This is a genomic window from Maribacter sp. Asnod1-A12, from assembly GCF_045063735.1.
Classification (GTDB): domain Bacteria; phylum Bacteroidota; class Bacteroidia; order Flavobacteriales; family Flavobacteriaceae; genus Maribacter.
The window spans coordinates 3,672,070-3,696,686 of sequence record NZ_JBEFNZ010000006.1 but is presented as its reverse complement, the minus strand read 5'-3'; the positions used below and the strand labels follow the sequence as shown (position 1 = coordinate 3,696,686).

The window sequence follows — 24,617 nt, the reverse complement described above, 5'->3', positions numbered from 1 at the left end:
GAGACACATGAAAACATATAAAATATTTATAGTAGCGATAATTGCTGGACTTGTATTCTCTTGTTCAGACTCTTTTTTAGAACTTACTCCGCAACAATCTGTTTCGGATACTGACGCCTTGTTAGATCTTGACGGTTATGAATCATCTATAACCGGTATATATAATAAATTGTCTGGTTCAGAATATTATGGACGTTACATGATCATGATACCTGATGTTTTGGCAGATGACGTTAAGCAAAACAGTCAAGCCAATAGAATTGTTGATTATGCAGAGCATATTCAAAGAGTATCAGACGGTGATGCATTATCATTGTGGGGTAGTGCTTATGAAGGTATTAACGCAGCTAACGCTATTATTAATTCAGAAACAATTTTGGTAGATGCAGTATTAGATGAACAAAATCATATCATAGGTGAAGCATATGCTTTAAGAGGTTTAATGTATTTTGATTTAGTACGCATGTTTGCTCAGCAGTATAACTATACTACAGATGCTAGTCACCCTGGGGTTCCTATCGTTTTAAATTTTGATTTGGACAATGAACCGTCTAGAAGTACAGTAGCGGAAGTTTATGAGCAAATTATTTCTGATATGACTACCGGTATTTCTTTTATGAATGACAACTCTAGAAGTGGTAATTCAAATACTTTGTCACCTACATCTATTAGGGCATTATTAGCAAAAGTTTATCTTTTTCAAGAAGATTGGACGAATGCAGAAGCAATGTCTTCAAGTGTTATAGAATCAGGTGATTATAGTTTAATTTCTAATGACAATTACTATGATTTATGGACTATGGATAATAGTTCTGAGTCTATTTTTGAAATATCTATGACCGAAACAGATAATGTTGGTGGTGGTGGTATCGCAGGTCTTTATCTACAAGCAGGTTTTGGTGATTACCTTCCTTCAAATGATGTAGCTGATCTTTACCCTGAGAATGATGCTCGTTTAAGCACCTTTGAAGTAGATACTTTATTAACTGGTGAATTTGCACCAAATAGAATGATCAAATATCCAGATATCAATGGTTTTGATAATGTAAAGGTTGTTAGACTGGCAGAAATGTATTTGATACGTGCAGAAGCTAGAGCAGAAATAGGTACTGATATAGCTGGTGCGCAAGATGATTTAGACATGGTACGCCAACGTGCCATTGTAGATGAGCCGGATAATTCAGATTCTGGCGATGCTCTTAGCGATGCTATTTTCTTGGAACGAAGATTAGAGTTGGCTTTTGAAGGTCAACGACTTTGGGATCTAATGCGTAATAAAATGGATATCGTGAGAACAAACTGTACGGCACAGATCTGTTTAATTCCTTATGGTGCAGATACGGTAATAATGCCAATACCTCAAGATGAGACTGATGTTAATCCTAACATTGAACAAAATCCGGGGTATTAATTTTTTGAACTAATTCGTTTGTTAGTTTTTGAACACATTGAGAGACTTCGTTTCTCTCAATGTGTACTTTTATATAGCATAAAAATATTGGATTTTTTTCACTTTAAAAATCAAGAAATATATGGATACACAACGTAGAAATCTTGCGAAATTACTTTCATTGGGAGCATTGTTTCCTGCTCAAGCAGCTTATTCGTTAAATAATATTTTAGAATCTATACCTGCAGATTCAAGTAGGCAATTATTACAGACCCTTGGGGAAAAAGGAATAGAGAAACTGTTTAAAAAAGCTGTCGTCTATGATGGTCTGGTCATTTCTCGTAATTGGAATGAAGATTCTTTTAAAGCTTTGGCTGAATCTGGTTATACTGGTTTTAATGCTTCTTTAGATTCTGGGAAACTTGAAAAATCTCTAAAGAGTATAGAAGAATGGAAACAAATTATCAGTAATAATCCAGATAGATTATTGTTGACCAAAAGTGCCGACGATATTGTTACTGCCAAAAAAGAAGATAAAGTGGCCGTAATGTTAGGTTTTCAAAGTTCTAGAATGTTAGAAGGCACTATAAAAAATTTAGATACCCTTTATGAGGCGGGTATGAGATGGATGCAACTTACATACAACTCTCGTAACTTAATTGGAGATGGGAGTACAGAAAGAACCAATGTAGGGTTATCTGACTATGGCGTTGAAGTTGTAGAACGAATGAATGAACTGGGTATTATTATAGACCTTTCTCATTGTGGTAAGCAAACAACCAACGATGGTATAGAATTTAGTAAATCTCCGGTTTCCATAAATCACTCTATGTGCGAGGCATTGCACAAGAAGCACCCACGTTCCAAAACCGATGAGCAGATAAAGGCTATGGCAGATAAAGGGGGTATTATAGGTATTATATGTCTGGGGTATATGATCGGACCTAACTTAGGGACGGATACAACATTAGAAACGTATGTAGACCATATAGATCACGCAGTTAAAATAGGTGGAATTGACCATGTAGGTGTAGCTGCCGATTTTGCTATACAAGGTCTAGAAGCTACAGGTGCAACACGAGAAAACTGGTATGTGCCAAGACTAACTAGATTTAAACCTTCATACAAAGTACAATGGCCACCATGGATTCCTGAACTGGATAAACCCGATAGATATTTACAGGTTGCAAAGATTCTTGACAAAAGAGGTTACAGTACGGGAGATATAGAAAAAGTATTAGGTCAAAACTGGATACGCTTTAACAAGGAAGTCTTAAAACCATAACATAGAGTTTTTGAATTTTTTATACCAATCTAGTAACCACTAAATACATTTATGAAAAACAGTAGTATTTACGTCATCTTAATTTTTGGAATATTTTTTTCGTGCAAAGACAGTAACACTTCAAAAACTGAAATAACAACGATTTACGATGTAGTATTTCGAGAAAATCCTGCGGGTACCTATGAAAAATGGAGTACAGGCGATAATAGTTATGGTTATTATTATACCTATACGGATAGAGGTCGTGGGCCTGAGGTTACGGAAGAAATCACGCTAAACAAAGATAACTTTATCGTTTCTGAAAAGGTAACTGGTGTTAATTATTTGAAAGATTCCATTAGTGAAAATTTTACAGGTACCAGTAGCACTGCTTCATGGAAAAATCCCATGAGTGAAGATAATGGTGACTTTAATGGAAGTCAACTATATTTTAGACATGATGGTTCACCAGCTGTTTATGAAATTCTTGCGCAACTTTTATTAAAGTCCGAGGATAAAAAAATAAGTCTATATCCTGAGGGTGAAGTAGAATTGGTTGATAATTTTCTATTAACTCTTTCAGATAGTACACCGGTAAACCTTTTAATGGTTAAGGGTTTAGATATGAATCCTATATATCTGTGGATGCAGGACAGTGATATGATTGCCAGTATTTCTGGTAACCTTCATATAATAAGACAAGATTTTAAAGAGTTTAGAAAAGAGCTAAAATCTTTACAAGATACCTATGAGGATAACTACCTTATTAAAATATCAAAAGAGCTTTCTCATCAAATTGATAAGGCTATCATTAAAAATGTAAATATCTTTTCTCCTGATGGAACTATCGTATACAACCAAGATGTTTTTATAGATGGAAAAATTATTCAGTCTATTAAACCATCAAAAGGGAAAATTTTAAATGGAACTGCTCAGGTTATCGATGGTACAGGAAAAACACTTTTGCCCGGTATGTTTGATATGCATACGCACAACACCAAATTCAGAGGACTTTTACATGTAGCAGGTGGTGTAACCTCAGTTAGGGATCTAGCCAATAATAAGCAGTTGAACCAACTAAGTGAGAAATTCGATACTAATGAGATTATAGGTCCTAATATTGTCACTTTCTGTGGTATTATAGATGGGTCAGGACCTTTTGCCAACCAAAGAAATGTAGTCGATAATTTAGAGGAGGGTTTGGCTGAAATACAATCGTATAAAGATTTAGACTACGATCAAATTAAATTATACAGTTCAATAAGACCGGAATGGGTAAAACCTTTAGCAACAAAAGCGCATGAGTTAGGTATGCGTGTAAGTGGTCACATACCTGCTTATATGACAGCATCGCAAGCTATAAACCAGGGCTATAATGAAATTCAACATATGAATATGTTGTTCTTGAATTTTATGTCAGATACTATAGACACTAGAACACCATTAAGATTTACTATGGTGGCCAATCATGGTGTTGATATTGATTTGAAGTCAGAAGAATATTTAGATTTTGTGACGCTATTAAAATCTAAAGACATTCTTGTAGATCCTACAATGGCAATTTTTGAAAATATGTTTGTTTCTCAAAAAGGAGAACCTAGCCCAACATATAGCAAAATCATGAATAGATTGCCCTTAATAGAACAGCGCGCTTTCTATAGTGGAGGGCTACCTAAAGCTGGTGAAAAGGTTGCTTTGTATAAAGATAGTTATACGAATATGCTTAATGCGTTGAACGACATGTACAAAAGAGGTGTGGCTATAGTGCCAGGTACAGATGGTTTACCAGGGTTTTTATACCATAGAGAGTTAGAGTTGTATGAAAAGGCAGGTATTCCTGCGGCGGAAGTATTAAAGATGGCTACCATTAATTCTGCTAAGATAACGGGCGTCTCAGATTCTTTAGGATCTATTGAAGTAGGTAAAAAAGCAGATCTTATTCTAATAGACGGTAATCCTGTAGAAAATATCAGTGATATAAGAAGAGTAGAGTGGACGATAAAGGGCGGACATCTTTATTTTGCAGAAAAGCTTTATAACAAAATGGGTATTAAACACTTTAAATAATATAAAATGAAAGTAAAATTAATTCTTCTTTTTTCTCTTGCGCTATCTACTGTGAATGGGCAATCACTGGAGTTTTTTACCAGTGGTAGATTAATATTGGGTACGCATAAAGAGAGAACGGCATCTGTAGGTGTTGGCGATATAGATAATGACGGCGATGCAGATATTTTAGTCGCCAACGGTCGTCACTGGCCAGGACAAAACAGAATATTCGTTAATAATGGTAGAGGGGTATTTACAGTTTCTAAAAGCTTGGGCTTAGAGAGTGAAACAACCTATTCTACGGAACTTGCCGATTTTGATGGTGATGGAGATTTAGATATTGCCGTAGGTAACGACATGGCACCAAATTACATATTTCTAAACGATGGAAAAGGAGACTTTACAAGGGCTTCAAGTTTTGGTGTTTCATATGCGCCAACTAGGAATATAGTGGTTGCGGATATTGACCAAGACGGAGATAAGGATATTCTAATAACCAATAGGGGTAAAGAGAATGAGATATGTCTGAATAACGGTGATGGAACTTTTTCTAAATCAATAGGTTTTGGAAATAAGAAAGATTCTACAATTGATGTGGAAGTTGCAGATATGAACGGTGATGGTAATCTTGATCTAATACTGGCAAACAGAGATGATCAACCAAATTTTGTGTATTTGAATGAAGGTAATTTACAGTTTACTAAGAAAGTGCCATATGGCACAGGTAATGACATTACACGTTCTGTAGCTATTGCTGATATAGATAAAGACGGTTTCTTAGATATTATAACGGCTAATATTGGGGAATCTAATGTTATTTATTTTGGGGATAAAAAACAAACGTACCAACGTAAGATAGCATTTGACCCTAGTGAAGATAAATCTTATTCTATAGCTCTAGGTGATTTGGATAAGGATGGGGATATGGACATTATTATAGCTAATGTCAGAGGATCTAATTCAGTTTTTATTAATTCTAATGATGGAAAAACCTGGGAGAAAATAAGCTTGGCAGATGAAGAGTTTAGTACTTATGATATTACGGTTTTTGATTTAAACGGCGATGATAAATTAGATATAATTGAAAGTAACTCAGACGAGATCAACCGTTATTACTTCAATAGATTCACTCCTGAATTTCCATAATAGGAATAGGGTTTCATAATCATACAAGAATACAACTAACACAATAATATGAAAGTAAAATATTTAATCACTTTTAGTTTATTAGCATTGCTTACAGCGTGCTCTTCTGAAACTTCCAAAACCTCTGAATGGGAAAATTTTGAAGATGAGGGTACATTTTTTGTTTACCGTAGGCAATCTCAAATAGGAGAAGAGACCTATAACGTTTCTACAAAGAATGACACGATTATAGTAACCTCTATTCAAGGAGAAAATGAACGAGGAAGAATTAGTGGAGTAGAGTCAAAACTTTACTTGACAACAGACCTAGAACCAATTTCTTATTTTAGTAGACGTATTTCTAATAACGATACTACCAATATTATTAAGATGGAAATAAATGGAGATAAGGTTTCCATTTGGGAAAAGCATTTTGATGTTGTCACTACCAATAAAAAGAATGCATTCTTTACCGTAAATAGTAATATTCCTGCTGGTATTGAAATGATGTTGTACCACTATTACTTTAAGCAAAATGGTACTACTGCGTTACCTACCTTACCAAGAGGAGAAGTTTCTTTGACGCATAAAGGAGAAGATATTGTTCAGATTGCCGGTAAAGATGTTGCACTTGATCGTTATGTTGTAGAGGGTATTAATTGGGGCGGTAGAACGATTTGGTTAGACAAGTCTAAGAATTTGGTAGCTGTTGTTAAGGCAAATACTCAAATTAGAGAGTTGATTAAAAAAGGATATGAGGAAGCTAAGCCATATTTTATTAGAGGAAATGTAGAAGAGCAAATGGCGCAACTTTCTGAGTATACCAAAAGCTTAAAAGGTGAAGAATCACAAATTACTGCTTTGGTAGGTGGTGATGTTGTTGATGGTTTAAAAGATGCTACACAAAAAGATATGACCATTATTATAGAAAACGGTCGCATAACATCAATTGGTAGTTCCCCCGATATTACCATTCCTGATAATGCTAAAGTTATAGATGTATCAGGAAAAACCTTAATGCCCGGTATGTGGGATATGCATGCGCATTCTAATCAAGTACAATGGGCTCCTGCCTATTTAGCTGGTGGTGTAACAACAATTAGAGATAATGGAAATGAGCTAGAGTTCGCTACCGCTTTTAGAGATGCTATAGCTAAAGATGGTGCAACAGGACCAGATATCGTATTGGCAGGTATGACAGACGGACCTGGACCTAAAGGAAATGGTATTATTAGGGCTAGATCTGTTGAAGAGGCTAAAGAGGTCGTAAAATTATATCATGATAATGGTTACGAACAAATTAAGATCTATACTTCTATAGAACCAGAAATCTTAAAGGTTTTGACAGATGAGGCTCATAAAGTAGGTATGACGGTAACAGGTCATGTACCAGCTTTGGTAAATAGTACTAATAAGGCAGTTGAAAGCGGTATGGATATGTTGAGCCATTCTAATAGAATATTGGCAGTATTGTTTCCTGATCAAAAAGTATCTGACTTGGGAGCTTTCTATATGGCAAAAAACGACATTACAGATGCACAAATAAATGAAGCGATTGCCTTCTATTTAAAACATGGTACTGTGTTAGATCCTACGCTTGGTTTAGGTGTTATTCGTACGTTACCTAAAGGAAATCTGATGGAGACTTTGGAGCCAGATGCCGGCAGAATGGCTTATGAGCTTTTTGAAAGTAAAAGATTTAGAAGTGGAGCAAATGAAAAGCGTGCTGAATTGTCCAAACAAAATATTATTAAATCTGCTGAGGTTATCGGTAAGTTTTTTAAAGCCGGAATTCCAGTAGTTACTGGTACAGATAATTTTGCACCAGGATTCGGACATTTTTTAGAGTTGGAAACATACCAGAAATATGGAGGATTAACTCCTTTCGAAGCAATTCAAACAGCAACCATAATCCCAGCAACTGTAATGGGTAAGGGAAATGAAACAGGAACATTAGAAATTGGCAAAGAGGCTGATATTGCCATTTTGGACAAAAATCCGTTAACGGATATTGCCAATTTAAGGTCAGTTTCCGCAGTGATGACTAATGGTAATTACTATGAAAGTGAACCATTATGGGAAGCTGCCGATTTTAAACCTACTAGAGACTAGACTATAATTTCACCAAAATTAATTTTGGCATTATCATGACATCTAGGACACATGCTGTAGAGATATAGTGTATAGTAGAAATATAAAATTGAGAAAAATAATATGGTCAAGTTAAAAACAACTTTCATAAAGTATATCTGTTTTTGTTGTATTCTAATGAGTGCTCAAAATTTATTGAGTCAAGAATTGAAAATGAAATATCTAGGTGTTGCAGGCTGGGAAATTTCAAATGACAGTCTTACTGTACTGGTAGACCCATATATATCTAGACTGAAATTAAAAGGAAATCCACGATTTTATGGCGAAGGAGATGAGCGTAAAGTTTTCAATAGTGACGACATCTATGATCCGGATACCGTTGCTATTAATAAAGTAATTACTAAAGCAGATTATATTTTGGTGCATCATTCACACACTGATCACCTAGCAGATGTGCCATATATTGCTAAAAAGACGGGCGCTGTTGTTATTGGAACGGAAACTACAGCTACAATTCTAAAGGCTTATGGTATACCGCAAAAGCAATTGATTACCGTAAAGGGTGGAGAAGATTATCAATTCGATGATTTTTCTGTTAGGGTGATTCCCTCTATTCATTCGGCATTAGGGGATAAGCGTTATTTTGATTCAAGAACATATTCTGATTCGGATGAGTTAACTATCCCTTTAAAAGTAGGAGAATTTGTAGAGGGTGGGTCTTTAATGTTTCTATTACGTGTCGATTTGCATAAAATACTTACTTCAGGGTCAATGAATTTTATAGAAAGAGAAGTAGCCGGACTCAAACCTGACGTTCTAATACCAGGAATAAACCTTTCACGTTTGGAAGTATATAAATACACAGAAAGGCTCTTAGAACTAACCGGATACCCAAAGACTATAATTCCTGCACATTGGGATAATTTTAGAATACCCTATGGTTTTTCTCAAGAAGATCCGATCAAGAAAAAGGTACTGCCTTTTATAGAAGAAGTGAAAGCAGTAATGCCAGATGCCAACGTTATCATTCCCGTTCATTTAGAAACAATATTAATTAAATAAAGCGACTGTAATTATAAAAGAATTACCGCTTGCATTCAATGCTATTTATATGACGAGTATCACCAAGACTAATCCTCTTTGGAAAGAGGCTAAGATTAAAAATTATTTACCTCATATGACGGTACCAGAAGTGGAAGCTTTTCTGAAAAAGTCAGATATGGTTATCATACCCATAGGGGCTTTAGAGCAACATTCCAGTCATTTACCCATAGGTACGGATTTTATAAACGGCGTAGAGCTTTGCAAACTAATTGCACAAGAACGAGATATTCTGGTAGCGCCGGTTTTAATGGCAGGCCAATCTCCATATCATATGGCATTTGCCGGTTCAATAACGTTAAGTGCTGAGGTAATTGTAAAGGTACATATGGAGACCGTAGAGAGTTTAATAAAGCATGGTTTTAAACGCTTCGTATTTATGAATTCTCATGGTGGTAATACAGCTATAACTACATTTTTGGTTGATCAGATAAATCAAAAAACAGCTGCAGTTGCGGTTGATTATGCCGTGGTAACCAAACCGTTTTTAAAAGAAGCTGCACCTACCAATATAACGAAACTAGATCGTCATGCAGGTACTGGTGAAACATCAGACTCATTATTCTTAATGCCTAGTTTGGTACAACAAGAAAAGGCTACTGCAACAAAATTAACGCTGCCTAATCATTTGGCTAAAATGCTACCGGATGTTATAAATGAGGAACCAATTGCTAAATTGTTATTTCTTTCTGAGGGCTTAAAAGCAGTGGAAACCGGAAAGAAAACCTCTACCAAAGAAATGACTAGTACAGGGGTTTGGGGCGAGTTGGATCCAAAAGAGGCTACATTAGAAAGAGGAGCTAAAAACATTGAACGGCAAATTGCTGCAAGTGTAAAATTTATAGATAGATGGAATGAACTAATTGAAGATTAAAAATAGTATCACATGATAAATATAAGAATCGTTGTTTCAGTTTTAAGTTTTTTAAGTGTTGTATGTATAAAGGCACAAGACGTAACTATGTTTCCTGAGTCAACCAGGGTTTTAAAAATAGAACCTTCAAAAACCGATTCAAGAATTACAACTGCCAATACCCCGCATTTTATTGCTTACAATACCAATAATACAAAAGGAAAATTATTGCTCTTTATTCCAGGTACCAATGGTATTGCTTTAAAAGGACCTATGCATTTGTTCAGTACCGCTGTAGAACAAGGCTATTCGGTTATTAATTTATCCTATATCAATACACCTGCAATTGCACGAATTTGTAAAGGCGACAATCTATTGGAAAACGCTGATTGTGCTGAGGATTTTAGAAATAGAAGAGTATATGGCGATACTAAATTTAGCTTAATTGAAGACATGCCGTATGATGCAATTGTTAATAGACTTACCAAACTGTTAGTATACCTTACCGAGAATGATAAACCTGGTAATTGGGAACGCTATCTAGAGAATGGAGAGCCTAATTGGAATGAAATTGCCCTTGCAGGTCAATCTCAAGGTGGTGGAATGTCTGCATTTATAGCAAAAACTCATTTGGTACATAGGGTAATTGATTTTTCTGGCGGATGGGATTATTCAGCAAAAAATAAAATAGCCAACTGGTATTTCAAAAATAGTAAAACACCACTTGAAAGATATTACGGAACCTATCATGTTAAAGAACCTACAGCTAATGTAATTATAGAAACGTATAAAGCAATGGAAATTCCCGATAGTCATGTTCATGCCTTTGACTTAGAGGTGCCACAAGGAAAAAGAGCACATTCTAACGGAGTACGAAACCTAGGTTATAAAGACCAATGGGTAACATTGCTGGGTGATGGTAATTAATATTTAAAAATAGTAATCAATTCTTTATGAAAGTATATTTCTACTTCTTAATTGCGTTGGTTTTAGTGTCATGTAATGATGCTAAAGTTGAAAAAAATGAAAGTGATCAATCTGAAATGCAAACCAAAAACAGTAAAGAAATGAATGTATTAGGACTAATTGGAGGAACCTCATGGCATTCTACCATAGAATATTACAGTGCCATCAATCAAGCTGTAAATGATCATTATGGTAATAATACAAATCCGCCATTGTTAATCTATACGATGAATCAGGCAAAAGTGCATCGGTTTCAAATAGAAAATAAATGGGACTCGATAGCACATATGTTGGTTAATGCGGGTCTGAGCTTAAGTAAAGCAGGGGCTGAGTCCGTATTATTTTGTGCCAACACACCACATAAGGTATATGATGCCGTTCAAGAAAAACTAGACATTCCTGTTATACATATTGCAGATGCCACTGCTAGTGCCATTCATAAACAAGAATTAAAAAAAGTACTCTTTTTGGGAACTAAGTATAGTATGCAAGAAAACTTTATAACCAAAAGGATTAAGGATAATGGCATCGATGTTTTAGTTCCACAAGAGCAAGAAGTAATCGACGAACTTCATAGAATTATTATTGAAGAACTTACCTATGGTAACATCGTTGAATCTTCAAAAGCATATGTGTTGAACGTAATACAGAACTCAGTTGAAGAAGGAGCAGAGGGAGTGGTTTTGGGTTGTACGGAGTTTCCATTAATGATATTTCAAGAGGATTTGGAAATTTCAATTTTTGACACTACCAAAATCCATTCTATGGCAGGGGTCGACTTTATCTTAAATAAATAACTATGCAATTTTCGAAACAAAATATAGGAAGGGTTTTAGGACCATTGGTTTTCTTTTATATTCTTTTCTTTTTTAAGCCAGATGACCTTTCTGAGACTGCTAATGCCGTTTTAGCATCTGTAGCTTGGGTGGCTATTTGGTGGATAACAGAGGCTATTCCTATTTATGTTACCGCATTACTACCTTTAATTTTGTTTCCGCTAACAGGAGGATTGAGTTTGTCTGAAACCGCTATGTCCTACGGTCATAAATATATCTTTTTATATATGGGAGGGTTTATTCTTGCCATTGCTATTGAAAAATGGAACTTACATAAAAGAATAGCATTGACAATTATTAATCTTATTGGTACCAATGTGATCAATATTATTCTTGGATTTATGCTTGCAACTGCCTTTTTAAGCATGTGGATTTCCAATACAGCAGCTGCTGTAATTATTTTACCCATTGCAATGGCTATAGTTTATCAATTAAACGATAACCCCGAAACAGAGAAAAATGAAAATAAAATTTTTGGAAAAGCATTAATGTTGGCAATTGCATATAGCGCATCTATTGGCGGTATAGCTACATTAATTGGGACACCAACAAATTTGGTTTTAGCAGGAGTAGTGCAATCAACCTTTGGTAAAGAGATTACATTTTCAGAATGGTTTGTTTTAGGTTTTCCTATTGCCATACTGCTGTTGTTTTTATGTTGGTACTACTTAACTAGATTCGCTTTTACATTTAAACAAAAAGAATTTCCGGGTGGTCGTAAAGAAATAGCTTTAAGACTTAAAGAACTTGGTAAATTAGGTTATGAAGAAAAACTGGTCTTGGTTGTTTTTGCAGCTACGGGTTTTGCATGGATAGCACGTTCGTTTCTAATACAACGTTTTATTCCTGCTATGGACGATACCATAATCGCCATCTGTACGGTAATTGTTCTATTCTTAATACCTACGCGTCAAAAAGGCAAAAGATTGATGGAATGGGAAGATGCGGTTAAATTACCTTGGGGTATTTTATTACTATTTGGAGGAGGCTTAACATTGGCACTAGGATTTGACAGTAGCGGATTGGCACTATGGATTGGAAATAAACTATCTGCCTTACAGGTGTTACCTTTCTTTATATTATTGTTGATCTTGATAACGATAGTGAATTTCCTAACAGAAATAACTTCAAATATAGCTACTACAGCAATTCTACTACCTGTTTTAGTGTCATTGGCACCAGTACTAGGAGTTCACCCTTACTATTTAATGATCGCTGCAACATTAGCTGCATCCTGTGCTTTTATGTTACCTGTGGCTACGCCGCCTAATGCAGTGGTTTTTGGGTCAGGTTATCTTGAAATGCAGGATATGGTTAAAAAAGGCTTCTGGCTAAATATTATCTCTATTTTAATACTTACAGTAGTAGTTTATATTGTACTTCCGTTGGTTTGGGATTTAAGTACAACTGTTTAATATTGAATATTTTATAAAGTTTCTGAATGGTAACTTAAAAAAGCAGTTTAAATGTAAACTATGAAATCATGATCGTACTCTTAATTAAACTTTTACTTAAAATAATAACATCTACAGAATGAAAATAGCTATAATAGGTTTTGGAAATATTGGTAAATATCTTGCGAAATGGGTTGTTAATGAGTCTAGTTATGAGTTAAAATATATTATAACGAGAACACAAATTGATAAAGAGAATAGCGATTTTGCAAATCAACCTGTAGTATTTAAAAAAGAAATTACTTCTGATCTGATCAATGATGTAGACATTATTATTGAATGTGCTACCAAGGAGGTTGTAACGCAACTGTTGAAATTTGACGAAATAAACCGTATCGGTAAAAAAATTATTATTATCAGTACTGGGGGTCTTTATCAAAACAAAGCAACTTTAGATAAGTTCAAAAAATGTGATTTTATTTTACCGGTAGGTGCCATTGCAGGTTTAGATGCTATAAAAGCAGTAAATGATGAAATTACTTCAATTAAAATAAAGACAACAAAGCACCCTAAAAGTTTAGAGGGAGCTCCGTTTTTTGAAACCTCAAAAATCGAATTGTCATCGATAAAAACACCTCAGACTATTTGGGAAGGTGAAGTAAGTGAAGCCGTAAAACAATTTCCTAAAAATATTAATGTTGCTGCTAGTATCTATTTTGCATCTAAATGTGAAGAATTAAAAATTGAAATAATTGCAGACCCTAACACTACCAATAATATGCACGAGATAACTTGTGTGGGCGATTTTGGTAAGATTTATACGCGAACAGAGAATAAACCAAGTCCTGCTAATCCAAAAACAAGTTTTTTAGCAGTTAAAAGTGTAGTTAGTATTCTTAGAAATATGAATTCAAATATTAAAATCAACTGAGTAAACGGTTCGTCTACGCGTAGTGCGGAGGCAAGGAAACTTTTCGTTTCCGTCTGCCTGCCGGTAGGCAGGTCTACGCACGAAGCTAAAGCTTTTGGTTTCGCTTTTTCTTTTTTTTCTTGTCTAAAGCTAAATCATAAAGATTTGGCGACATTATAAATATACACAGACCTTTCGATTTATCACCTTAGTCCGCATTACGTTTAGGTTGTGTTAGGTGGCGTAATTTTTTCTCTTCGTTTAATATCAGTTTATCAAGTACCTTAGAATCTATTTCAGGTTTTTCTCTTTTAACAAGAATTTCGTTAATATTTTCAATTATATTATTCCCTAGTTTAGAACCGAAAGTGTCGATAAATATTTCAAGATTGTCTTTGTGAGTAATAACAAAAAGGTCTTTTAATTCTTTGTCCATTGTGGCAAGTAAAAAAATATCTTTGGATTCACTTTCATTAAAATATAATGTGCTCCAGATTGATAAATAAGTCAAATCCCAAGCCTGATTCGAACAGATTTTAATCAATTTTTGATAATCATAAATTTGATTCTTGAATATTTTACTCTTATTTCCAAAAACTAAAAGAGAATAAAAAATTGTGTATTTACAAATTAGGATGTTATCATAAATCCAAACTAAGAGAAGTTTGAATTTGTTTTCTATAGATACATTATCGTCAAAGTATAATTGTGTCATTTTGAGCATTTCCAAATAATGCATTTTAAAATGGTCACTTTTTACAAAAAAATCGTTTTTGTTATCGTTATTTGAATTTATCGATGGTATCGTATTTTTTTTACCCATCGCCAAATTTATCCAATCGTAGAGATTAGTTTTTTTGAATATTTCTAGAAAAACATTGTTCTCAATATTTGATTCCTTATCTCCTTGATTGTGATAAGAATATTCCATTAGCGCCATTCCTGCAGTTGCGGTAATTCCATTAAATTCAGCCCAAGCTAGTAGAGAGTTAATTAATTTCAAACTGAATTTTTCCTTTAAAGTGCCAGTATTTGCTAATCTTAAAATTCTAACCAGTAGATTTCTGTCAAGTATTAAAATGTATCTTTTATCATTATAAGAAGAGAAATCAGGAGTTCCATTTGGTGATATTGTTGGATGAAAAATAATCTTCTTTTCAATCAAAAACGAAGTGATTTCTTTTAATTCACTTGATTTTATTATCGGAACTTTCATTTTTTTATTATGACACCTAACTAAGGTATAAACACCATACTAGATAACCAATTTCTTTGACCATCTATTTTCTACTTTAAAACCTAATAAAACTCTAAATGGTGAACTTATAATGACATAAAAATTCATATTCTATACTATCTTAATTGGTTTAAAACCATTTTAAAAAATGATGAATATCGATTGTTGAATTGTTGTAAAATAACCTCAGGCTTAAACAAGAATAACTTTATTGTTTAATGGTCAGTTTTGTAATGAATGTTTCGGCAGCAACCTTACCTGTTGTCGAAATCTCAAGTTTTTTTCCTCTTTCTTCATCGCCCCCTTTATCTACACTACCTGGGTCGCCAGGTGCTACTAATACATTATTGGTGATTTTTGTTTTAACATTTTTTGGTGCTTTAATTTCGGCCATAATACTGGTTTCACCTGGCTCTAGTTCAAAATTATGCTCAGACTGTTTTTTTATGGTATTATCGGCATGTAAGAACGATGTAATTGTTTTAGGTGTGTTCGTTGCTACAGTATCTGTAATGGTAAAAGTACCCGGAGCTTGAAATTCAAATTTTCGAATAAATTTTTTAACACCAACTTCTGGTTCATAGGCAGCTGTTGCATCTGCTAAAATGCTTACTTGTTTTGCATCCATATTAACCTCGGTAATTTTAATTTCGTTGATGCGCTCATAGGGAATACCATAAAAAACATCATGTCCTTCACCTTCATGATTCTGTCCTTTTCCATCAAATACGAGGGTGTTATGGCTTTGGGTTCTTGTTAATCCTTCGTAACCAGAATCTCCTGTTAAATATTTTCCATCTGCCCAAATAATATAACTTCCCGCATCTGGGTGTGCATGACCGCTAGATAATCGCCATTCAGGAAATAATTTTTGTTTTTCTAATACAGAATGCCCTTCAGAGGGTCCGCATTTAAAGGAAAAAGCCGTAGCGTCATCTTCCCAGCTAGAACGCCAAAAAACTACATCGTGGTCGGGGAAATAATGCCATGCTTGTTGTTCTTCGATTGGAATTGATTCAATAGAGGAATCGTACCAAATGAATGTCCACATCTCTTCGGCACTTACTTGACCTTTTGACTTTAACCAATCTGCAACACCTTGGGCTTCACCAATATTGTATTTATTTGCTAATTGATACAAGACATTATAACTGCTCTGAAAATGACCGTTTATACGCTCTCTATGGTAATCTTCTGCTTTTTTAGATCGGGTAAGATTTCCGGTATAGGTATCACCATAATCAAAATGAAAATCTGCTCCCGGTAAATTGGTATGGGCAACATATTTATGCATTAATTTGAAACCGGGTACTTTATCATATAAGTCTTCTCCTGTGGCGTGTAACTGAAGGTCTAGGTAATGGACCAGCCATGGGGTAGAAAAAATCCAATATTCAACACCTTCATAATAAAATCCGTCTTCTGAATATGTTGCCAATACACCTTCAAAAATAGCTCTTGGTAAAGCTGCCCAATCTTTTGCTTCTGGTACTTCGTCTGCTAATGCATAAGCAGTAACGGCTAAACCTGACATGGGAATAAACGTATGATTTTGGCTGTAAGCATATGTTTTACCTTCAGTCGGTTTATAAAAATCATACAACAACCTAGCCTGTTTAATTAATTTGGCTTTATATTTTTCGCGTTCTTCTTTGGTAAGATCATGATATAGCAAATCATAGCCCCAACCTAAACCGTACAATAAATGACCTGCTGCTAAATCTACATTTGGTTTGTTATAAGCATAGCCCCAAACTTCATAGGAGACTGCTGCATCCATATATTTTTTAGCTGCTTTTAAATATTTCTGATCTCCTGTTATTTTGAATGCCAACGCAGCTTCAGCTATACCCAAACCTACGGGGTTTTGAACTCTACGTGCTTGTGCAGGGGCAGGAGTAGGGGCAACGGTCATGGCTCTAACTCTAGAAAGTGCTGTTTGCCACAACTCTTTTTCTGTTTTAGTTTTTTCTTTTAAAACGTCTATTTCTTCTTGTGTTAGAAAGACTCTTGGGTGTATGCCCTGCAATTCTTTTTTTAATGTAACGTTTTTGGTTTTCATTAAATTGATAAGTGGATGTTCTCCTTTTATTTTATTACTTACCGCCCTTTCGGCTTCTAATTCTTGAGTGTCTTGAGCAAAACAAATACTACTGAACAATAGATTAACTGCTATGCTAAGAAAAACGATTTTTGTTTTATACATGATGTCTAATAAATTCTTAATTATTTTAATAAAATGGTAAAGCCGTAACAAACTGCTAAAAATGACAAGAAAAATATACCTGCATAGGTCAATAATTGTAAGCCTTTTTTTGGCTGGTCTTTTACCGGTATATCTTTACTTGTTACATTTTTTAAATTCATGTAGCCGACCAAGGGTGCTAAGACAAACGATGTAGCCGTAGCAATGGCTAAAATTATGCCCATATTTGCGCTAAAAGCATATAAAACGATCACACTCATTATAGCCAATAGTATAATTGCTGCTGAATAATAATTTCTGTGATCATATTTCGGGTTGTTATTCGAAAGTTTTGCAATTACATCGATACTTACTCTAGCAGTGGCATCATGATTCGTTAAACAGGTACTGTACATCGTTGCAAATGCTGAAACTGCTATAAATATATACGCCCAATTTCCCGTATGGGTGGTGAACATATTAATTACCTGATCGGCGAACACTACGGCTTTTCCACTTAGCTCTGTTCCTGTTCCATAAAGTGTCATACAACCTATGGTTAAAAAGAAAATAGCCAAAATAGAAGTTACGATATAGCCGAAATTAAATTCTTGCAATGCTTCTTTTAATGGTGGCTTATTTTTATTGATTTTATATTTTTCAACAGTCCATAAACTTAACCAACTACTAGCTTCTACTGCAGTAGGCATCCACCCAATTAAAGTTATTAAGAATAGAATACCAAGTTCATCAAAAAGCTTAGGTACTTGAAAATTTGCAACTGGTGGTACAGTGCCTTTATTGATAACCAAAAAAGTAGTAACTAGTAAAGCAACGAATAAGGTAGGAATGACAAATTTTAACGTAGTTTCTAAAAGTTTATATTTTCCTATAATCAAAACAATACTATTAAAAACAAATAAACATGTCGCTACTGTAATTAATGAAACGCTATGAATTTCCAAAATATTTATTAAAAGTCCGGCAGTTACAGCGCAAAGAGCTGCAGGACTTGCAAAACTAGTAGCTAGGGTTATAAAAGCATAAAGCCATAAATAGCCTTTGCCTCTATTACGATAGCCTTCGATAATACTTTTTCCTGTTACATTGGTATATCTAATACCAAATTCAAAAAATGGATATTTTAAAACATTAGCAAGAATAATAGGGATAACCATAATCCAACCATATTTAGCTCCTGCTTTTGTAGATAGTACTAAATGTGATGTTCCAATTGCCATACTGGCAAACAATAATCCTGGACCAAGATTTTTTAAAAGAGATTTTATTTTATGCATTATAACTCTTAAAAATTTACTTAATTCAAAATTTGATTATTAAATAGGTGTTGATTTGGTAAATATACAGATCTCTTTTGATTTTAATCTTCAGATATTTGAAATAGATAAACAATCTTGTAATGGTATAAAAACTAAACAAATATGAATAATTTACATCAATAAATTATATGCTGATATAAATTCTTGGGTATTAGAATAAAGTAGAGATTGAAACTATTCGTTTACAATTACATGATTTTTTTTTTAAAAAGGACATTGTGAAAAGGGAAATAATTTTTTTGAGTTTTTGGAAGTCTTTAGAATTTTATGATAGTGTGAATGATTATTTTTTTTAATTTTTGTGGCTTTACTTAAAATGGAAACCTTGTTAGTTATTTCCTTTAAATGCATAAAATTTCTGGGCACGAAGCCTTATTTAATATCGAAAAAACCATCCTGAATATTGAAATTTCCTAGGCCAATTTTATACGTTTTATAGATACTAATTTATACAATCGACGTTTCCTCTGGTCTAAATGGTAAAATTAGGCTACCATTTTATTTTAAAACGATTATATAATTTTTCTAGTTCTATTTTAGTTGAAGATCTGCAATTTAAACTTCAGTTTTTACTTATTTTTTCCTCTTAATCAATAGAGTTGTGCCTTAGAAGAAATGTGTTTGTGAGGTTTTTATTCGCAGAAGTTGTAATTATTTATTAATTTTTGAATACCATGGAATTCAAAAATTTTCAATAACCATATTAGGTTTTTTTATTCGAATATAAATAAGGTGGTATTAATTTACTTATCTTCTATACCTAAGTCTGGCATCAGTAGGGTCACTGACTAGCCAAGCTATAAACCCACGGGTTTTCGGATTTTTTTCGAATTTAGTATTTCCTATGTTTGAGTTAATTCTGTCTGACTTCGAAAGGGTTACATTTGTATATTCGACATTAGTATTGCTACTAATTGAATTTAAAGAACCTTCGATAACCAATTCTTTATTTTGTAATAACTCTAAAAATTTAAATCTCATATTGTTTTCTTTCTAAGGATATTGAGTAAGAAATCACTTAATTATTAACGAATTGAGTATATCTTTTATTGTGAAGGACGAAATTTGGCACATACAAGATGTCTTAGTGTGTGTAAATAAAATTAATATTTAAAATTATGATTTCTTTCTTGGTATCAAGTAAGTTAGGTGTATTAAATTTCATGCTATTAATAGGCAGTATTTGTAAAGTAAAAACTCTATATATAAATCTAGGTTTGGGTAAGTTGGGCTTATAAATATTTTTTTTCTATCTAGTTTATAAGCTAGAGCCTTTTGCCTGCTCGTAAGGTAGGTTTTGAAAGTAAATTTCGTCTAATAAATTGAAAACATATATATGTAGTCTTCAAAATATAATTTCTAAAAAATGTAGATATAAAAAAACGGTCTAACTTTCGCTAAACCGTTTATAATGTGCCTTTTTTTATGTAGCGAGAGGGGGCACAATCCCCCGACCTCCGGGTTATGAATTTCCCATTTAAATCTTCAAATGCCTATTTATAGGCGGTTTCGAGATGCTTTGCTAATAAAACGTGTTCAGTTTCGTGTTCACAATTAATATAAATAGAATACAATTGCAATTTAACAATATATAGGATGTCATTTGATCTAATTGAATTAAAGGTTAAGGTGTATTTTATTCTTTTTTTACAAATGTTATTCTTCGACTGCTTTCTGAATTTTTACTGCATTTAGAGGAAATGATATCCTGTATATTATGGTATTACAACCTAAATTTCAAAATTAATTCATGAGTGCCGTTGTTGTATTCTCCAATTGGGGAGGTTCCAAATTCATAGGCGTATCCAAAATTGATAGTATTGTTTGCTAAACCAATAGTTGTGAAAATTGCTATGCTCTCATCAATTCTGTAGTTGGTTCCAAGTTCAAATGCATTATCAAGGAGAAGAGAACCGGTTAAGTCTATGGATAGCGGTGCCCCACTTACAAACCTTCCAAGTATGGACGGATGTAGCTGTAAGCGATTAGATAGATTAAAATAATAACCTCCGCCTACGAAGGCCGCGAGGTCGTCACTGGCCGCTACCGGGTCGGCACCATCCTTTTCGTAACGGTCGTTTGCCAATACTCCTGGAGCAGATAGAGTAACATAGTATTTTTTAGCTTTCAGGTAAAGACCCACTCCCACATTAGGGTTGAACCTGCTTACGTCACCCGTGAAAAGAGGATCGTTCATGATACCCGTTTCGCTTAGGTTTACGTTTAAAAACGTACCGCCCGCCTTAAGTCCTGCATAAAGGTCTAGGGTTTCGGATAGTTGTAACCTGTAGCTGAAATCAGCATAAAGATGGGTCTCACTCAATACAAAAACCTTGTCGTTCACTACGCTGATTCCCATACCAATGTTGTTACCAAGTGGTGCGTTCAGGTTAAATGTCTGGGTCTCTGGTCCGTCTTGTACACCCGACCATTGGCTACGTACTCCCAGAAGTGCATCAACCGTCCCGTTAGTACCTGCATAGGCGGGGTTGATGATACTCATATTATAGCGGTATAACGTAAAATGCGGATCTTGTTGTGCAAGGCTACCTGTTGTGATAAAAAGGGCGGCCAAGGTTAAAAATGATATGATTTGTTTCATGAATTATTTTTTGGTTTGGAATTTTTTGAACGTGATTTTGGTTTTAATAGTTGATGTATATCCAACCGGTTTTGGCAGCCTCGTTCTGCGACCCTGTCTCTATTACATAGTAGTACGGACCAGCGGGTAGTTTATCGGAGCCTCCAAAGACTTGCTTGCCATTAGAGATACCGCCCCAGTTGTTGCTGTAATTCTCAGCGGTGAATACTTCACTTCCAACACGGTTGTAAAGGTGTACGATGTGGCCGGGATAAGCATCAAGGTTGGCAATGACCCATGTATCGTTGATACCATCACCATTTGGCGAGAACCCCTTTGGTACGTTGATAGCGTTATTTTGTGCTTGTACCGTGTTATCTACCACGATTACTGTTCTAATAACCTCTATTGCATTATTTCCAGAGGCACTTGTTGCATTGTAGGTAATACTATAACTTCCTACAGCATCAACAAATGTAGTTGCATCTATAGTTACGGTTGAACCATCATTTGCAGTAGCACCTAATTCTGTATAACCTGCTCCTAGCTCTATAGTTTGTGGATTGTCTCCTGTTAGAGTTATAATAGGGGCGGTGGTATCTACTACATTCACTGTTCTTGTTATTTCCGTTGCAGCATTTCCTACGGCATCTGTGGCGTTGTAAGTAATGCTATAATTTCCTATTTCATCTACGAATGCGCTTGTATCTATAGTTACGGTTGAACCATCGTTAGCTGTAGCGCCTAACTCTATATAACCTGCTCCTAGCTCTATAGTTTGTGGATTATCTCCTGTTAGAGTTATAATAGGGGCGGTGGTGTCTACAACATTTACTGTTCTAATGACTTCCGTTGCATCATTTCCTGAGGCGTCAGTGGCATTATAAGTAATGCTATAATTTCCTACTTCATCTACGAATGCACTTGCATCTATAGTTACTGTTGAACCATCGTTAGTTGTAGCACCTAATTCAGAATAACCTGCTGCTAGCTCTATAATTTGTGGATTGTCTCCTGTTAGAGTTATTACTGGTGCGGTAGTATCTACAACATTTACTGTTCTAACTACTTCCGTTGCAGCATTTCCTGAGGCATCTGTGGCATTATAAGTAATGCTATAATTTCCTACTTCGTCTACGAATGCGGTTACATCTATAGTTATGGTTGAACCATCATTTGCAGTTGCACCTAATTCAGAATATCCAGCTCCCTGCTCAATAGTCTGTGGGTCGGCTCCTATTAAAGTAATTAACGGTGCTGCCGTGTCCACCACGTTTACCGTTCTAATGACTTCTGTTGCATTATTTCCTGAAGCATCAGTAGCATTATAAGTAATGCTATAATTCCCTACGGCATCTACGAAAGCACTGGCGTCTATGGTTACGATTGAACCATCATTAGTCGTTGCCCCTAATTCCGAATAGCCAGCTCCTTGCTCAATAGTCTGTGGGGCGTCTCCCGTTAAGGTAATCAACGGTGCTACACCATCTATAACCAAGGCTTTGTTGGTACCTAGAGTATTTGCTTCTCCAGGTTCAGGTAAGTTTAGAAAAGCGGCGTTACCATCACCATTTTTTATTGTTCCGCCATTGAGAGCTAGGGCCGTTGCTGAAACATAATCCAGGTCCGCGCTTATATTGCCTCCTTGTATGGTGTAGTCAAAAGATAGGGTAGTGGTGCCTGATCCACTGGTATAATCAACAACCTGGTCGGTTGCCCCGGTCTCTAAAGTAAGTTGGGGTATACCGGTAACCGTAACGGCTTCATCAAAGGTGATTTGGATAGGTATAATTGTACCGATGCCGTAGATGTTATCAGCGATGGACGATGTGACATTGTTAATGGTTGCCAAAGTGGTAATGCTTTTGAAGCCTGTCCAACCTGCATTTACATAAGCAGCTTCTGATCCAAAAGGTATTATTAAATCAATGTCGGGTCGTCTGTCAGAACTATTATTACCTTCAAATGCATCGGCGGGTAGGATGGCCGGTGTTTTACTCAACGATGTTATTTCGTTCAATGGAGTATTATAGAAAACTTCGCCGCCGATAGCGGTAACACTGCTAGGTATGGTAACACTGGTTAACTGAGTATCTTGAAAAGCCAATTCACCGATAGAAGTAATACCATTGTGAATGTTGACATTGGTCAACGGATTAAAAGTAAAAGTACTGTTACTGATAATGGTAACATTGTTGGGTATGGTGAAACTGGTGAATTCATTTTCATAGAAAGCATTACTATCGATGAAGGTAACACTGTTGGGTATGGTGATACTAGTCAATTTATTCACTCCGAAAGCACTATTACCTATAGTGGTAACACTGTTGGGTATGGTTACACTTGTCAATTCATTCCTAGCGAATGCAAGGAAATTGATAACGGTAACATTGTTTGGTATGACTACAGCGGTCAATTTATTATTAAAGAAAGCTCGGTCACCGATAGAGGTAACACTGTTGGGTATGGAGATACTGGTCAATTGATTATTTTCGAAAGCACCATTACCGATAGTTGTAACACTGTTGGGAATAGTGACACTGGTCAATTGGTTATAACCGAAAGCAAAATTCCCTATAGAGGTAACACTGTTGGGTATGGAGATACTGGTCAATCGATTTTCATAGAAAGCATAATTCCCTATAGTTGTAACACTGTTGGGAATAGTGACACTGGTCAATTGATTATAACCGAAAGCATCATTACCTATAGTGGTAACACTATTGGGAATGGTGACACTGGTCAATCCCTTAAAAATGAAAGCATTATTGCCGATAGCGGTAACACTGTAGCTATTTCCGTTATCGATAACAGTAGCGGGTATATTAACAGACACACTATTAGCTCCGGTATAATTATATACTTGAACAGTTAAAGGAGCGGTTGTCGAGGTAACTTGATATTCGATGCCATTGACATCTGTAAAATTTTGTGCCAAGCTTATTGCAGCACAAAACAAAAAAAATAAAAGCGTAAGTTTTTTCATGATATTAATTTAGTGGTATATGGTTTTTAATTGCGTTATTTTTATTGATGAAATTTCTTTAGATTGAGTTTCACCACCGGATTGTTTTTTTTTTTTTGCTTTCGAATTTAACGACGCGCAGTACTGTATTATTGGCGGTATTGAGGCGTAATTGGGCATATTTTTAAGAAATGTCGTGAACGGTATTGTTTTTGTCGTGAACGGTTAACCAGAATCTTAATTAAAGAAAAAAGGCAGCAGTATATATGCTATTTTTGATCAGATAAAAAAAGGCTATTTTATATTTGTTGCCCCGTTCTATCTAATACC

Annotated in this window: 16 protein-coding genes; 11 read left to right on the top strand and 5 right to left on the bottom strand. The window is 35.0% G+C overall.

Annotation, left to right across the window (positions count from 1 at the left end; translation table 11 throughout):
- Nucleotides 1-7 precede the first annotated feature (7 nt).
- From ACJJVP_RS15995 to ACJJVP_RS15945, 11 genes are all read left to right on the top strand, one after another.
- Nucleotides 8-1,411, top strand: a complete 1,404-nt coding sequence (locus ACJJVP_RS15995) for a RagB/SusD family nutrient uptake outer membrane protein (RefSeq protein WP_405415179.1) — start codon at nucleotides 8-10, stop codon at nucleotides 1,409-1,411.
- 121 nt (nucleotides 1,412-1,532) lie between these two features.
- Nucleotides 1,533-2,675 carry a dipeptidase gene (locus ACJJVP_RS15990; RefSeq protein WP_405415177.1) on the top strand — a complete coding sequence of 381 codons (1,143 nt, stop codon included), beginning with the start codon at nucleotides 1,533-1,535 and terminating at the stop codon, nucleotides 2,673-2,675.
- A 51-nt stretch (nucleotides 2,676-2,726) separates the two neighbouring features.
- Entirely contained in the window at nucleotides 2,727-4,721 is a 1,995-nt protein-coding gene (locus ACJJVP_RS15985; RefSeq protein ID WP_405415174.1) for an amidohydrolase family protein, read from the top strand.
- Between the two features lie 6 nt (nucleotides 4,722-4,727).
- A complete protein-coding gene (locus ACJJVP_RS15980; protein ID WP_405415171.1) occupies nucleotides 4,728-5,849 on the top strand; it encodes an FG-GAP repeat domain-containing protein in 1,122 nt (373 codons plus the stop codon).
- Between the two features lie 48 nt (nucleotides 5,850-5,897).
- Complete coding sequence (locus ACJJVP_RS15975; protein WP_405415169.1) at nucleotides 5,898-7,940, top strand: amidohydrolase family protein; 2,043 nt, start codon at nucleotides 5,898-5,900, stop codon at nucleotides 7,938-7,940.
- Between the two features lie 156 nt (nucleotides 7,941-8,096).
- Nucleotides 8,097-8,981 carry an MBL fold metallo-hydrolase gene (locus tag ACJJVP_RS15970; protein WP_405415168.1) on the top strand — a complete coding sequence of 295 codons (885 nt, stop codon included), beginning with the start codon at nucleotides 8,097-8,099 and terminating at the stop codon, nucleotides 8,979-8,981.
- Between the two features lie 49 nt (nucleotides 8,982-9,030).
- A complete protein-coding gene (locus ACJJVP_RS15965) occupies nucleotides 9,031-9,894 on the top strand; it encodes a creatininase family protein (protein WP_405415166.1) in 864 nt (287 codons plus the stop codon).
- A gap of 12 nt (nucleotides 9,895-9,906) precedes the next feature.
- Nucleotides 9,907-10,800, top strand: coding sequence for a BPSS1187 family protein (locus ACJJVP_RS15960; RefSeq protein ID WP_405415164.1), 894 nt, complete (start codon nucleotides 9,907-9,909; stop codon nucleotides 10,798-10,800).
- Between the two features lie 26 nt (nucleotides 10,801-10,826).
- The gene (locus ACJJVP_RS15955) at nucleotides 10,827-11,636 is read left to right on the top strand and encodes an aspartate/glutamate racemase family protein (RefSeq protein WP_405415161.1); all 810 of its coding nucleotides are present in this window, start codon (nucleotides 10,827-10,829) and stop codon (nucleotides 11,634-11,636) included.
- 2 nt (nucleotides 11,637-11,638) lie between these two features.
- Nucleotides 11,639-13,090, top strand: a complete 1,452-nt coding sequence (locus ACJJVP_RS15950) for an SLC13 family permease (RefSeq protein WP_405415159.1) — start codon at nucleotides 11,639-11,641, stop codon at nucleotides 13,088-13,090.
- A gap of 118 nt (nucleotides 13,091-13,208) precedes the next feature.
- The gene (locus tag ACJJVP_RS15945; RefSeq protein ID WP_405415157.1) at nucleotides 13,209-14,000 is read left to right on the top strand and encodes an aspartate dehydrogenase domain-containing protein; all 792 of its coding nucleotides are present in this window, start codon (nucleotides 13,209-13,211) and stop codon (nucleotides 13,998-14,000) included.
- Nucleotides 14,001-14,187: 187 nt separating this feature from the next.
- Here the strand turns inward: ACJJVP_RS15945 and ACJJVP_RS15940 are convergent, their stop codons facing one another.
- The 5 genes from ACJJVP_RS15940 to ACJJVP_RS15920 form a co-directional block, all read right to left on the bottom strand.
- The gene (locus ACJJVP_RS15940) at nucleotides 14,188-15,195 is read right to left on the bottom strand and encodes a hypothetical protein (protein WP_405415155.1); all 1,008 of its coding nucleotides are present in this window, start codon (nucleotides 15,193-15,195) and stop codon (nucleotides 14,188-14,190) included.
- A gap of 229 nt (nucleotides 15,196-15,424) precedes the next feature.
- Complete coding sequence (locus tag ACJJVP_RS15935) at nucleotides 15,425-17,422, bottom strand: DUF4962 domain-containing protein (protein WP_405415152.1); 1,998 nt, start codon at nucleotides 17,420-17,422, stop codon at nucleotides 15,425-15,427.
- Between the two features lie 20 nt (nucleotides 17,423-17,442).
- Nucleotides 17,443-18,699: an NRAMP family divalent metal transporter gene (locus ACJJVP_RS15930; protein ID WP_405415150.1), complete on the bottom strand. Its 1,257-nt coding sequence runs from the start codon at nucleotides 18,697-18,699 to the stop codon at nucleotides 17,443-17,445.
- 1,765 nt (nucleotides 18,700-20,464) lie between these two features.
- Nucleotides 20,465-21,343, bottom strand: coding sequence for a type IX secretion system membrane protein PorP/SprF (locus tag ACJJVP_RS15925; protein WP_405415148.1), 879 nt, complete (start codon nucleotides 21,341-21,343; stop codon nucleotides 20,465-20,467).
- A 43-nt stretch (nucleotides 21,344-21,386) separates the two neighbouring features.
- Entirely contained in the window at nucleotides 21,387-24,308 is a 2,922-nt protein-coding gene (locus tag ACJJVP_RS15920) for a leucine-rich repeat protein (protein WP_405415145.1), read from the bottom strand.
- Nucleotides 24,309-24,617: the final 309 nt, after the last annotated feature.

What these genes read in the sequence shown, in the direction of transcription:
- ACJJVP_RS15995 (WP_405415179.1), top strand. Translation starts at nt 8, where the DNA reads ATGAAAACATATAAAATATTTATAGTAGCGATAATTGCTGGACTTGTA.
- ACJJVP_RS15990 (WP_405415177.1), top strand. Translation starts at nt 1,533, where the DNA reads ATGGATACACAACGTAGAAATCTTGCGAAATTACTTTCATTGGGAGCA.
- ACJJVP_RS15985 (WP_405415174.1), top strand. Translation starts at nt 2,727, where the DNA reads ATGAAAAACAGTAGTATTTACGTCATCTTAATTTTTGGAATATTTTTT.
- ACJJVP_RS15980 (WP_405415171.1), top strand. Translation starts at nt 4,728, where the DNA reads ATGAAAGTAAAATTAATTCTTCTTTTTTCTCTTGCGCTATCTACTGTG.
- ACJJVP_RS15975 (WP_405415169.1), top strand. Translation starts at nt 5,898, where the DNA reads ATGAAAGTAAAATATTTAATCACTTTTAGTTTATTAGCATTGCTTACA.
- ACJJVP_RS15970 (WP_405415168.1), top strand. Translation starts at nt 8,097, where the DNA reads ATGAGTGCTCAAAATTTATTGAGTCAAGAATTGAAAATGAAATATCTA.
- ACJJVP_RS15965 (WP_405415166.1), top strand. Translation starts at nt 9,031, where the DNA reads ATGACGAGTATCACCAAGACTAATCCTCTTTGGAAAGAGGCTAAGATT.
- ACJJVP_RS15960 (WP_405415164.1), top strand. Translation starts at nt 9,907, where the DNA reads ATGATAAATATAAGAATCGTTGTTTCAGTTTTAAGTTTTTTAAGTGTT.
- ACJJVP_RS15955 (WP_405415161.1), top strand. Translation starts at nt 10,827, where the DNA reads ATGAAAGTATATTTCTACTTCTTAATTGCGTTGGTTTTAGTGTCATGT.
- ACJJVP_RS15950 (WP_405415159.1), top strand. Translation starts at nt 11,639, where the DNA reads ATGCAATTTTCGAAACAAAATATAGGAAGGGTTTTAGGACCATTGGTT.
- ACJJVP_RS15945 (WP_405415157.1), top strand. Translation starts at nt 13,209, where the DNA reads ATGAAAATAGCTATAATAGGTTTTGGAAATATTGGTAAATATCTTGCG.
- ACJJVP_RS15940 (WP_405415155.1), bottom strand. Translation starts at nt 15,195, where the DNA reads ATGAAAGTTCCGATAATAAAATCAAGTGAATTAAAAGAAATCACTTCG.
- ACJJVP_RS15935 (WP_405415152.1), bottom strand. Translation starts at nt 17,422, where the DNA reads ATGTATAAAACAAAAATCGTTTTTCTTAGCATAGCAGTTAATCTATTG.
- ACJJVP_RS15930 (WP_405415150.1), bottom strand. Translation starts at nt 18,699, where the DNA reads ATGCATAAAATAAAATCTCTTTTAAAAAATCTTGGTCCAGGATTATTG.
- ACJJVP_RS15925 (WP_405415148.1), bottom strand. Translation starts at nt 21,343, where the DNA reads ATGAAACAAATCATATCATTTTTAACCTTGGCCGCCCTTTTTATCACA.
- ACJJVP_RS15920 (WP_405415145.1), bottom strand. Translation starts at nt 24,308, where the DNA reads ATGAAAAAACTTACGCTTTTATTTTTTTTGTTTTGTGCTGCAATAAGC.